General features: G+C 33.3%; 10 protein-coding genes. 9 read left to right on the forward strand and 1 reads right to left on the reverse strand.

Annotated features, from left to right (window positions below):
• Positions 1 to 130: 130 nt before the first annotated feature.
• Genes ABYI63_RS03550 through ABYI63_RS03560 form a run of 3 tightly spaced genes read left to right on the forward strand, consistent with a single transcriptional unit; the run spans position 131 to position 3951 of the window.
• A complete protein-coding gene (locus tag ABYI63_RS03550; RefSeq protein WP_372753503.1) occupies positions 131 to 907 on the forward strand; it encodes a sialate O-acetylesterase in 777 nt (258 codons plus the stop codon).
• 10 nt (positions 908 to 917) lie between these two features.
• Entirely contained in the window at positions 918 to 2324 is a 1407-nt protein-coding gene (locus ABYI63_RS03555) for a sulfatase (RefSeq protein ID WP_372753505.1), read from the forward strand.
• Between the two features lie 4 nt (positions 2325 to 2328).
• Positions 2329 to 3951: a hypothetical protein gene (locus ABYI63_RS03560; protein WP_372753507.1), complete on the forward strand. Its 1623-nt coding sequence runs from the start codon at positions 2329 to 2331 to the stop codon at positions 3949 to 3951.
• A gap of 85 nt (positions 3952 to 4036) precedes the next feature.
• On the opposite strand, the gene hxpB is transcribed toward ABYI63_RS03560, so the two are convergent.
• A complete protein-coding gene (gene hxpB / locus ABYI63_RS03565; protein WP_372753509.1) occupies positions 4037 to 4699 on the reverse strand; it encodes a hexitol phosphatase HxpB in 663 nt (220 codons plus the stop codon).
• Between the two features lie 434 nt (positions 4700 to 5133).
• Here hxpB and ABYI63_RS03570 point away from each other — a divergent pair, with 434 nt between their 5' ends.
• The 6 genes from ABYI63_RS03570 to ABYI63_RS03595 all read left to right on the forward strand — a co-directional run bounded on the left by ABYI63_RS03570 (position 5134) and on the right by ABYI63_RS03595 (position 12143).
• Positions 5134 to 6030, forward strand: a complete 897-nt coding sequence (locus ABYI63_RS03570) for a hypothetical protein (RefSeq protein ID WP_372753511.1) — start codon at positions 5134 to 5136, stop codon at positions 6028 to 6030.
• A gap of 42 nt (positions 6031 to 6072) precedes the next feature.
• Positions 6073 to 7137 carry a substrate-binding domain-containing protein gene (locus ABYI63_RS03575; RefSeq protein WP_372753513.1) on the forward strand — a complete coding sequence of 355 codons (1065 nt, stop codon included), beginning with the start codon at positions 6073 to 6075 and terminating at the stop codon, positions 7135 to 7137.
• A gap of 18 nt (positions 7138 to 7155) precedes the next feature.
• Positions 7156 to 8709 (forward strand): sugar ABC transporter ATP-binding protein, encoded by a 1554-nt coding sequence (locus tag ABYI63_RS03580; protein WP_372753515.1) that lies wholly within the window; start codon positions 7156 to 7158, stop codon positions 8707 to 8709.
• Complete coding sequence (locus tag ABYI63_RS03585) at positions 8700 to 9668, forward strand: ABC transporter permease (protein WP_372753517.1); 969 nt, start codon at positions 8700 to 8702, stop codon at positions 9666 to 9668. The genes ABYI63_RS03580 and ABYI63_RS03585 overlap by 10 nt, the downstream gene beginning before the upstream one ends.
• 19 nt (positions 9669 to 9687) lie before the next feature.
• A complete protein-coding gene (locus tag ABYI63_RS03590) occupies positions 9688 to 11184 on the forward strand; it encodes a mannitol dehydrogenase family protein (protein WP_372753519.1) in 1497 nt (498 codons plus the stop codon).
• Between the two features lie 71 nt (positions 11185 to 11255).
• Positions 11256 to 12143 (forward strand): carbohydrate kinase, encoded by an 888-nt coding sequence (locus tag ABYI63_RS03595; RefSeq protein ID WP_372753521.1) that lies wholly within the window; start codon positions 11256 to 11258, stop codon positions 12141 to 12143.
• Positions 12144 to 12152 lie beyond the last annotated feature (9 nt).

Genomic DNA, 12152 nt, shown 5'->3' on the forward strand with positions numbered 1-12152 from the left:
AGTGTACAGGAACATCTGCCTTTTGTGTATATACTGCTTTAGGTAAGTGCTGTTTAAACAAACTAAAATTATTAGATAATTAACTAATCATAATATAAATTTGTTTTTATACAACTATTGAAAAAAAATCATGAAACACTACAAAATAATATTGTTACTATGCCTAGGCTTATTGTTTCAATGTAAATCTACTAAAAGCATAGGTGATTCCAATTATAGGCAAATGGATATTTATTTATGTATAGGTCAATCTAACATGGCAGGTCGTGCTCAAATAGAATTACAAGACCTAGATACCTTAAAAAATGTGTTTTTGTTTACTGGTAATCAGGAACAGCCATGGGAGCAAGCTGCAAACCCTTTAAATAAATACGCTACGATTAGAAAAGAGTTAAGAATGCAAAAGCTTGGACCTAGCTATGGTTTTGCTAAAGAAATGGCAAATTTTTCATCTAAAAATAAAATAGGATTAATTGTAAATGCTAAAGGCGGAACTTCAATTGAAGAATGGAAACCAGGAGCGTCACTATATAATGAAACGATAATTCAAGCTAAGAAAGCTTTAAAGTATGGAATATTAAAAGGTATAATTTGGCATCAAGGTGAATCGAATTCAAGTAGGTATGATAGTTATATGCAAAAATTAATTGAATTAATTGAAGCCTTGCGAACCGATTTAGATGCTCCTGATGTTCCTTTCGTGGCGGGACAATTATCCATAGATAAACCACAACGTATTAATTTTAATAATATGATTTTGGACTTGCCAAACCATCTTAAAAATACGGGTGTAGTAACTACTGAGAACTTATCAACTATTGATGAGACTCATTTTGATAGTGCAAGCCAACGCATTTTAGGGAAGCGATACGCTATGGAAATGATAAATCTTATTTCAAAAAAATAAAATTTCAATCATGAAAAAAAAGTTTAAAGCCATCGCATTTTTATTATTATTGAGTTTTTGTTTTACCCATGCTCAAAATTCTGAAAAACACGAGAGACCTAATATTTTATTGATATTATCCGATCAGCATTCTGGCAAAATCATGACTCAGGTTGGGTATAAGTATGTGAAAACGCCTGGTATAGATAAACTTGCTGAAGAAGGTGTTACTTTTACTCGTAGCTATTGTACTTATCCCGTGTGTATGTCGTCTAGAGCGTCGTTGATAACTGGTGTTATGCCTAGCAAAAGTGGACCTAATTTATTAAAATACAATTCCATTGGTAAAACTTTAAAAGATGTAGGTTATCAAACGGCCTATTTTGGTAAATGGCATGTCTCAACGTCTAAGATAAAAGATAACCCAGAGTGGCACGGTTTTGAAACTTATAAAAGAGAATATAATGATACAGAATCCACTAAACTTTCTATAGATTTTATTAGTCAGCAACATGATAAACCATTTTTCTTGGTAACTTCATTATTGAATCCTCATGATTGTTGTGAATTAGCTAGAAACATATCTGGATTGGGTGATACATACCATGATGGTGCGGTTGAAGAAAAAATGCCAATAGAAGAATGCCCACCATTGCCATTTAATTTTAAAATACCAGAAAATGAGGCTGAAGGATTTTACACAAGAAGGACTCCAGATTCAACCGATAAAGTTAATTTTGGAAAACACCCTGTAAAGTATTGGGAGGAAACCGAATGGCGTCAATATTTATATGGTTATGACAGATTGGTAGAGAAAATGGATAACCATATACTGAGTATAGTAAATGCTTTGGAAGAAAAAGACCTTTTGGATAACACTATTATTTTTTATACTTCAGATCATGGCGACGGACATGCCTCTCATGAATGGAATCAAAAAATGACCTTTTATGAGGAATCTATTAACGTACCATTTGTAATTTCTTGGAAAGGGCACACAAAAGCTGGTGTTATAAATTCAAATTTAATAACATCAAGTGGCTTAGATCTGTATCCAACAATTTGTAGTATGGCGGGTATTCCTCTTAGTGAAACGCTAGAAGGTGAAAATTTATCTCCCTATATATTAATGGATTCTAGTCAGCCTAAAACTGATAGGAGTTATGTGGTTTCTGAACTGAATCAAAAAGAAGGAAATAAACCGAAGGGAAGAGAGTTTGTGGGGCGTATGGTGGTTACTCAAAATTATAAATATTTCATTTTTGATGGAGGAAAAAATCCGGAACAGTTTTTCGATTTAAAAAATGATCCTGGTGAGTTAAAATCAATAATACATTCAGAAAAGTATAAAAAGGAAATTACAGTTCACAGGGAAATGCTAAAAGAATGGATAAAGAAAACAAATGATGATTTTCCAGAACACATAATACCACAATAGAAAAATGAAAAGAATATTTGCTCTTTTTGTCTTGTTTCTTGGGTTTTTAATTCAAGCTCAAACTACCTATTTTGTTGATGACTTAATCGGAAAAGATACAAACAATGGTATTAGTAAATTTACTCCATTTAAAAGTATTAATAGGCTAAATCAACTACAACTAAAACCAAGTGATTCTATACTTTTTAGGCGAGGAGGTGTTTGGTCGGGAAATTTTAAGCCTAAAGGAAGTGGTGCTATAAACAATCGCATTGTTATAGGTGCTTTCGGCTCAGGCCCTGCACCGGTTTTAGATGCCAAAGGGGGGATTTTAGAGAATGAAGAAGCTTCCTATACCATTCAGCTTTTCAATCAAGAATATTTTGAAATTCGGGATTTAAAAATTAGAAATTATAATCCGTTTGAAGAGCCTCGTAAATTGGAGTTAAAGGAAACAATTGCTTATGTAAACGCTTCTAAAGTTGGAATTTATATAAAAGGAAAAGACTGCGGAACGTTGCATGACATTCATTTAATAAATTTAGAAATCTGTGATATTAATGGTGATATGAGTACCAAAAATAACGGAGGTGTTTATGCAGAAATTGTTTGGAATGCAGATGAAACAAAACGTGTAAAATCAAACTTTGATGGGTTTTATACTGAAGGTTGTTATATACATGATGTCGACAGAACGGGTTGGTCAAATACATCCGTTTGGGACACGAGGTCGTTAACTAGCGTATGGGGTGAAAAATTAGCAAATGGGAGAATTCATAATTGGTACCCAAGTGAAAATATTATTCACAGAAATAATAGGTATGAAAGGGCAGGGGCAAACGCTTTAATTGTTCGTGTTGCTAAAGCACCATTAGTAGAGCATAATTCATTTAAATATAACGGGTTAAAAGGGAGTGGGAATGCGTCTTTTCCTTTTAGCTGTGATGATGCTCTTTTTCAATATAATGAAGCATCTTACACATTTTTTAATACAAAATCCAATAGCTGGGATGGTAAACTAGATGTAGATGCAGGTGGTTTCGATAGCGATTGGAATTGCAAAAACACTGTCTTTCAATATAATTACAGTCATCATAATGGACATGGCGGTATTTTAATTTGCAGTAATGGTTCCAACAAAACCAGCTTCAATGACGGAACAGTCATTAGGTATAATATTTTCGAAGATAATGCTCATCATATTATTAGGAATTCTGGAAACGTAACTAACACAAAAATTTATAATAATGTTTTTTTCTCGGGTGTAGAAAATGATTCTGTGCAATTGCTTTATCATAAAAGTTGGAACGGTTATCCGGATAATACTGCCTATTACAACAATATTTTTTATTCATTAGGAAAGGGTAATGAGTTTGAGTTTACCAAAAGTACTAATAACAATTTTGTAGCGAATACCTTTTACGGGAACATGAAAAATGAGCCTTCAGATGCCAAAAAAAGTAAAAAGAATCCATTGTTCAAAAGTGGTGTGTTTGCGGAAACCAATTGGAAATCCCATTTAAGATTTATGCTTGAAAATAATTCTCCAGAGATTGATGCTGGAATTCCTGTAGAAGGTCATCCAAAGAAAGATTTTATAGGTAACTTAGTGCAAGGGATTCCGGATAGGGGGGCTTTTGAATATTAATAGTCCTATAAGATTATTAAAAAAATAAAACATGCCGAAAGAGCGATTTCAAAAATAATAATAAGTATGTTAAAGCGTCAAAGAATCAAAAATTCTTTGTTCTTAAATAATCGACTACTTCCAGCATCGATGAAAAAATACCATTAGATATTAAAAATCGGGGGTCCGTTTTTTCTTCAGGAATTACCAAGGTATGCATTGAAGCAGCTTTACCTGAAATTAAACCGGTAATACTATCTTCCAACACAATGCAATTGGCAGGTTTGGCTTTAAGTAGTTCTGCTGCTTTTAAATAAACTGCGGGATGCGGTTTTCCGTATACCTCTTCATCAGCGCTACAAACTACATTGAAGTATGATTCGATGGCTAGTTTTTTGAAAACCGAGTGTATTATGGGGAGACTAGAAGAGGTAGCTAAGCCTATTTTAAAGTTGTTGGTTTTTAAGTAGTCCAAGAGTTCATAAAGTCCTTTTTTTGCTTTTCCGTTTTCGTTAATAAGTGAAACCACACTTTTTATAATATCCTTTTCCAGTGATTTAGGGTCTGTTTTTAAATCAAATAGACTGCACCAAATTAGTGCAATGTCGTCTATACGCTTTCCCATGGTGTGTTGAATACAGTCTTCCTCGGTAATAGTAATGTTCCATTTACATAGTACTTCTTTTTGCGCTTGCCTCCAAAATGATTCTGAATCTATTATAACGCCATCCATATCAAAAATAAAGGTGTTTTTGTTAGTGTCTTTCATTGTAAACGAGATGGTTTTGAATATTAAAGTGAGGTTTTAAAGACTATTTCTAAAGATTTTATTTGGTATTTCTGATTTTTTTCAACCATTTCTTTTAGTTGAATCTTTACCTAAAACTAAGTGTCAAAAGAACAAAAATACTTGTAATTAAATTAAAATTGATAACATTATTTTATAAAAATTCCAAATTCAAACATTTAACATTTAATCAAAAACACCTTGTAAAACCTTTATAAACGTGTTAAGTACATTTTAAAATGCAATTATTTTTTGTTGTCCCAAGTGTTGATTTTATTGGTAATATACCATATCTGTTAGTTAAAATAGAATATAAATTTACAAATAAATTAGGTTTTTTGAAATATTATTTAGTACATTTGAATTATAAACGTAAAAAGTACGTTTATAAAATTAAAACTAAACTAAAGTAAACCATGAAACCACAATTAAACGATTCAAAAGAAAAGTTTGAATTTCTTTTAACAAAAATTAATGCTCGTAAAACGTCTGTTTTCAGTAACTTAACAAGTAATTTAGTTTTTTTGAGTTTTTTAGTGCTTTTCGGTGTTAATGTCGCTTTTGCGCAAGAAACCCCGGAAGGTGATTCTTATAAAGCATTTACTGCGGGGGCTCATCTTAAAAACATGCATTTATGGCATGGTTTTGTTGTGCATTCTGGAGCTATGATAGCTACCAATTTAGAGTTTAACTCAAGAAACAAGAAATTTACTTTTGGATTATGGGGTGGTGCTAGTTTTTCTGGTACAGATGTTACTAACAAGCAAACAGGTGAAAATATTAGCGCAAACTACAAGGAGTTTTCTATTTATACCCTATATCGTTTTTCTGATAAATTTTTTATCGAGGCTGTAACTCATAATAATTATACTGGTGTTGAAGAGCGTGGGGATGTGCTGCATTATTGGAGTTACGATAAAACGCAGGGCTATAATTTTGTTGATATTAATTTTGGATATAACATAACACCTAATACCTTACTGTATTTTGCTACTATAGTTGGTGGTGGCTCTGGAGATTATGAAGTGCAAGCAGATGGTTCTTTAAAAGATTCTTGGACACATTATTTTGAAGTTAAAAGCAAAGTGTGGCAAAAAGATGATTCAAGTCTGTCGCTTTTTGCAGGTGGCGCCTGGTCCTTTATAACAGATAAAACCTTTTATACTAAAGACGCAGGAAATTTGATAAATGTTGGAGCTACCTTTAGTAAAAACCTAAATATAGGAAACTATAATTTACCAGTGGATGTTACGGCTATGTGGAATCCGGAACAGGAAAAGACAGTGCTTCAAATTGACTTTACCTTATTTTAAAAGGAAATATAACTAAACTATTTTAACATTAAAACATTAAATATGAAAACACAAATTTTAATTGAAGATTTAAAACAATTACTAAAATCATTAATAGTATTTGTTTTGATTTTTAATTTGTCTAGTTGTGTAGAGCAAACTACATCTACCAATGGAAACGTTAACTCTGAAGAAGTTACAGGGGATCTGTTTGAGAGTGAAATAGATCTTACGGGTAAAAAAATAGGATATTGTACACCAACTTTAAATGCACCGTATTATCAGGCATTGTTACAAAGCATTCAAGCCACAACTGAAAAAAATGGCATGACTTTTATTGCAGCAGATGGACAAGATGATATTACAAAACAAGTTGCCGCCATTGAGGATTTAATAACTAAAGGCGTTGATGCTTTGTTGATTAATCCGAAGGATCCAGATGCATTGGTAGGTGTAACAAAAGCAGCAACAGCTGCAGGAATACCTGTTTTTATAATTGATGGTTCTATAAGTCCTGACGCAGATTTTGTTACAACCGTTCAATCTAACAACATAGCAAATGGGGAATTGGCAGGAGAGTGGCTAGTTAAAAAAATGGGAAATACCAAAATGAATATAGCCTTATTAAGTGGAAATGCAGGAAACCCTGTGGGAAAGGCTCGTAAACAAGGGTTGTTGTTAGGTATTACCGAAGAACAATTGAGAACACATGGTAAGATAGATTTAAATATAAAAACACAAGCTTACACAGACTGGTCTTATGCAGGAGGATTGAAAGCTATGGAAGATATTTTAGTTGCTCACCCAGATATTAATGTAGTTATCACAGAATCAGATGTATGTGTGTTAGGCGCCATAAAAGCCATTGCTCAAGCGGGTAAAACGGATGATATTTTAATTGTTGCCGGTGCCGATGGTCAAAAAGAAGCTATTAAATACATAATGGAAACAGATTTCTATGGTTGTACAGCTATGAATAGCCCTGTGCAAATTGGTAAAAATGCAGTAGGGTATGCTATTCAATACATGAATGGTAAAAGGGATTTTCAAAAAACATCATTTACTCCGCCATTACTAATTACTAAAGAAAATGCTGCAAAATATTATAACCCTAAAGCAATATTTTAAATAATAAAAATTATTGATATGCAAAATTCAGAACAAGTATACCGATTAGAAATGACAGGAATATCCAAAAGTTTTGGTATCGTTTCTGTACTCGAAAATGTGAATCTTAGGGTGAAGCCAGGAGAAATTCATGCATTGCTTGGTGAAAATGGTGCGGGAAAATCTACGTTGATGAAAATCCTAAGTGGCGTTCATCAAAAAGATAGTGGAAAAATTACTCTTGATGGTGTTGAAATTAACCCAAAAAACACTCACGACGGACAAGTCTTGGGTATTAGTGTAGTGTATCAGGAATTATCATTAGTTAACGATTTATCTGTTGCAGAAAATATCTATTTGCATAAGCTGGGTGCAAGTCAGTTTTGGATGAACTGGAAACAACTTACCCGAGATGCGCAAGAATTAATAGATTCATTGGGGTTTAAAATTAATGCGTCTGCTAAAGTTAGAAGTTTAAGTATTGTTCAAAAGCAGGTAGTAGAAATTGCAAAAGCATTATCAGAAGATACTAAAGTTTTAGTATTGGATGAGCCAACAACTGTTTTTGATCCTACTGATACACAAAAATTATTTGATAATCTTTTCAGACTGAAAGCAAAAGGTATTTCTATAATTTATATCTCTCACCATTTAGAGGAAATTTTTAAGATAGCGGATACAATTACCGTACTTAGAGATGGTGTAGACACAGGTAGTATGGCTGTTGCAGATACAGATACTGATGGCGTTATTCGTTTGATGATTGGAAGAGAGTTGAAAGATTTGTACCCAGTCCGTGATGTTGAAATAGGTGATGAACCGGTTTTTGAAGTTAAAAACTTAACAGCAAAAGACACCATAGTTCATGATGTGTCATTTTCAGTGCGTCCTGGAGAGGTTTTAGGAGTTGCTGGGTTAGGTGGCAGTGGAAGAACCGAAATGGCTAAACTTATTTTTGGAGCTCATAAAAAGAAGTCTGGAACTTTACTTTTAAATGGTAAGGAAATTAAAACAGACACGCCAGTTTGTGCTGTTGGTCATCAAATAGGTTTTGTATCGGAAGATAGAAAAGAAGAAGGTGTATTTCTGCCATTATCTATCCGACGAAATATTAGTGTTACTAACTTCAATCCAATTTCTAGTAGATTAGGTTTTATAAATATAGAACATGAGTATAAAAATGTTTTAGAACTTATTGAAAAATTAAAAATAAAAGCACCAAGTTCGGAGGTTAATGTAAATAACCTTAGTGGCGGTAACCAGCAAAAAGTAGCTTTAGCTAAATGGTTAAGCAAGAAAAGTAAGGTGATTTTTATTGATGAACCAACCAGAGGGGTTGATGTAGGAGCGAAAATTGAAATTTATAACCTTATAAATGCAGTGGCTCAAAAAGGAGTTGCAGTTGTGGTAATATCTTCTGATATGCCAGAAATAATGGGGATTTCAGATCGCATTCTTGTAATGCATAAAGGTACATTTTATGGAGAATTATCTAAAGAGCAATTTTCTGAAGAGAACATTCTACGTTACTCTATCGGACAGCCACTTAAAGAAGAACAATTAAACAAAACACAATTAAAATCATGTCTTTAACATTAAAACAACAATTTAGTAGCCCTGGAGGGATACTGCAGTTTTTAGTAAAATATAATACAATATTAATTTTTGTATTGTTGGTAATATTTTCAGCGCTTATTTCAGATGTTTTCTTTACATCGGTTAACCTTTCAAATTTATTAAAACAAGTATCAGGAATTGGTATTATTAGTATCGGGATGTTGCTTGTAATTCTAACAGGGGGTATCGATTTGTCTGTTGGTTCTATGGTTGCCTTGTTGGCTGTAACTTTTGCTATCTTGGTGAATGTGTTTATTTTACCAGTAGCCATATTATTCACCATAATTATAGGCTTTAGCTTGGGTAGTGTCTCCGGTTATCTGGTGGCCTACCAAAAAATGGCGCCATTTGTAGCAACATTAGCATTAATGACTATTGCCAGAGGTTTGGCTTTCATTTATTCTAAAGGCTCACCCATTACCTTTAAAACTCCAGGAGGTGAATTCATGTCCAATTTTGCAAATAATTCAATTTTAGGAGTGCCTAACATTGCTATTGTATTCTTAATTATAGTTCTATTTACAATTATAATGTTGCGTTACAATGTATTTGGAAGATTAATTATTGCCATTGGTAGTAACGAAAATGCTTCTAGATTATCCGGACTAAAAGTAAATAAATACAAGTTTTTAGTTTATGCTATTTCTGGTGCTTTGGCTGCTACAGCTGCGATTATTGTAGCCTCTAGAACAAATTTAGGATCTCCAAACATGGGAATGGCTTGGGAATTAGACGCAATTGCCGCAGTAGTTATTGGTGGCGCTAGTTTAAATGGAGGTAAAGGAACTGCTATTAATACTTTAATGGGAGTGCTTATTTTAGGATTAATAGGAAACATTTTAAACTTGCTAAACGTTCCTTCTTACCCCCAACAAGTTGTAAAAGGAGGTATTATAATTTTTGCTGTATTACTTCAAAGATTTGAAAATAAATAAAAAATAAAAAAGATATAAAATGACTAGCTATAAATTAAATAACTTGAATCTTTCTAAGTTTGAAGGGCAAGTTTCTATTCCCAAGTATAACCGATCTAATATCAAAACTGGTATTGTTCATGTTGGTATTGGAGGTTTTCACAGAGCCCACCAGGCTTTTTATACAGACAAATTATTACATGATGAATCTATAAAGGATTGGGGTGTATGTGGCGTAGCATTGTTGGATTTTGATACTAAAATTTACAATACACTAAAAGAGCAGGATGGTTTGTATACGTTAATTGTAAAGGAATTAGATGGAACACTTACAAAAAGTATTATAGGTTCTATAACAGAATATATGTTTGCGCCAGAGAATCCGTTACAAGTTATTGAGAAGATGGCGAGTCCGGAAGTGAAGATTATATCCTTAACCATTACGGAAGGAGGGTATAATTATGATGAAGCTACAGGAACCTTTAATTTTAAAAATCCGCTAATTCAGCACGATTTAAAAAATCCGAAGGCGCCAAAAACCATTTTTGGATATCTAACACAAGCATTTAAGCTTAGGAAAGAACGTGGTTTAAAAGGTTGTACGGTGCAATCTTGTGATAATGTTCAAGGTAACGGGCACGTAACAAAAAACATGTTACTGAGTTATGTTAATAGTGCTGAGCCCGAATTAGTTGCTTGGATTGAAGCTAATGTGTCTTTCCCTAATAGTATGGTAGATAGAATTACACCTGCTACGTCGCAGTCTGATATTAGTAATTTGTTAGAATCCTCGGGAATTGATGATGCGTGGCCAGTAGTTTGCGAACCGTTTAACCAGTGGGTTATTGAAGATGATTTTATAGCTGGTAGACCTGCCTGGGAAACTGTTGGTGCCCAGTTTGTAAAAGATGTAGTTCCTTACGAAAAAATGAAGCTTAGTCTGTTAAACGCTGGGCATTCTGTTTTAGGTGTTTTAGGAGCTTTAATAGGATATGCTACAATTGATGAGGTAGCAAATAACCCAGATTTAGCAACCTTTTTAAGAACTTACATGGACAATGAAGTGACTCCAGTTTTAGGGGATTTAGAAGGTGTTGATTTGGAAAATTACAAGGAGTCCTTACTACAAAGATTTGGAAATATTTATATTAAAGATCAAATTGATCGAATCTGTTCTGAGAGTTCTGCAAAATTCCCAATATTTGTTTTGCCAACCGTTAATGCACAACTAAAACAAAACGGAACCATTGAATTTGCTGCTTTTGTAGTTGCAGCATGGGCTATATATAGTTTAGGTGTAAATGAAGCTGGTGAAGAACTGGTTGTAAAAGACGCCATGCAAAACCTATTAGCAGAAAAGGCTAAAGCAGCTAAGTCCAATCCAAAAGTTTTTCTGGAAATAGAGTCTGTTTTTGGAAAACTTAAAGATTCAAAGCAATTTGTTGATTCGTATACGGCAGCATACAAAAATATAACAGAAAATGGTGTAGCAAAATGCGTTTTGGATATGAATGCTAATGTTTTAAAAGAAAATTAAATGAAATTTTCATGATTATTTTAATTTTCAAAAGTTACATTTGATCAATGAAAAACAATAAAAATGAACACATGAAAAACATAGTTTGTTTCGGAGAAGTTTTATGGGATGTGTTTCCAACGCATAAAAAAATAGGAGGAGCGCCCTTAAATGTAGCTGTCAGATTGAAATCATTAGATAATAATGTCTCCATGATTAGTTGCATTGGTGAGGATTCAATTGGTAGTGAGATTGTTACATTCTTAAAAGAAAAGGGTGTTAATACGGAAAATATTCAGGTTGATAAAGAATTAAGAACGGGTGAAGTGAAGGTAACGTTGGATGCTCAAGGTTCAGCATCCTATGAGATAGAATTTCCTCGTGCATGGGATAATATGCAATTAACAGAAGATGCAAAAAAAACCGCAAAATGGGCTGATGCTTTTATTTTCGGTAGTTTAATTGCACGCGATTGTACTTCAAGAAACACATTATACGAGCTTTTGAAATTGGCCAAGTTTAAAATTTTTGATGTGAATTTAAGAGCGCCGCATTACACTACGGAGGTATTAGTTCACTTGATGAAGTCTGCTGATTTTATAAAATTTAATGATGATGAAATTTTTGAAATCGCTAAAAAGCTGGGGTTTGAAAGTCAGTTTTTAGAGCAAAACATTCTGTTTATAGCTAAAGAAACAAATGCAAAAAATATTTGTGTAACAAAAGGGGCACATGGAGCGATTTTGTATTTCAATGAAACCATGTTTTATAATAGCGGCTATAAAGTGAAAGTGGTTGATACTGTAGGAGCAGGAGATTCCTTTTTAGCTTCGTTAATTGATAAACTTTTAAAAGGAACAGCACCGCAAGATGCTATAAATTTTGCTTGTGCCGTAGGTGCTATAGTGGCTAGTAGCGAAGGACCCAATCCGAAAATAGAAGACGAAGTAATTCAAAAAATGATTAACTCTAAAGATTAACTGGATTTT

It is taken from the genome of Mariniflexile sp., from assembly GCF_041583155.1.
In the GTDB taxonomy this organism is placed as follows: Bacteria; Bacteroidota; Bacteroidia; order Flavobacteriales; family Flavobacteriaceae; genus Mariniflexile.

Coding starts and splice junctions, on each gene's coding strand:
- ABYI63_RS03550 (WP_372753503.1), top strand. CDS start 131: ATGAAACACTACAAAATAATATTGTTACTATGCCTAGGCTTATTGTTT.
- ABYI63_RS03555 (WP_372753505.1), top strand. CDS start 918: ATGAAAAAAAAGTTTAAAGCCATCGCATTTTTATTATTATTGAGTTTT.
- ABYI63_RS03560 (WP_372753507.1), top strand. CDS start 2,329: ATGAAAAGAATATTTGCTCTTTTTGTCTTGTTTCTTGGGTTTTTAATT.
- hxpB (WP_372753509.1), bottom strand. CDS start 4,699: ATGAAAGACACTAACAAAAACACCTTTATTTTTGATATGGATGGCGTT.
- ABYI63_RS03570 (WP_372753511.1), top strand. CDS start 5,134: ATGAAACCACAATTAAACGATTCAAAAGAAAAGTTTGAATTTCTTTTA.
- ABYI63_RS03575 (WP_372753513.1), top strand. CDS start 6,073: ATGAAAACACAAATTTTAATTGAAGATTTAAAACAATTACTAAAATCA.
- ABYI63_RS03580 (WP_372753515.1), top strand. CDS start 7,156: ATGCAAAATTCAGAACAAGTATACCGATTAGAAATGACAGGAATATCC.
- ABYI63_RS03585 (WP_372753517.1), top strand. CDS start 8,700: ATGTCTTTAACATTAAAACAACAATTTAGTAGCCCTGGAGGGATACTG.
- ABYI63_RS03590 (WP_372753519.1), top strand. CDS start 9,688: ATGACTAGCTATAAATTAAATAACTTGAATCTTTCTAAGTTTGAAGGG.
- ABYI63_RS03595 (WP_372753521.1), top strand. CDS start 11,256: ATGAAAAACATAGTTTGTTTCGGAGAAGTTTTATGGGATGTGTTTCCA.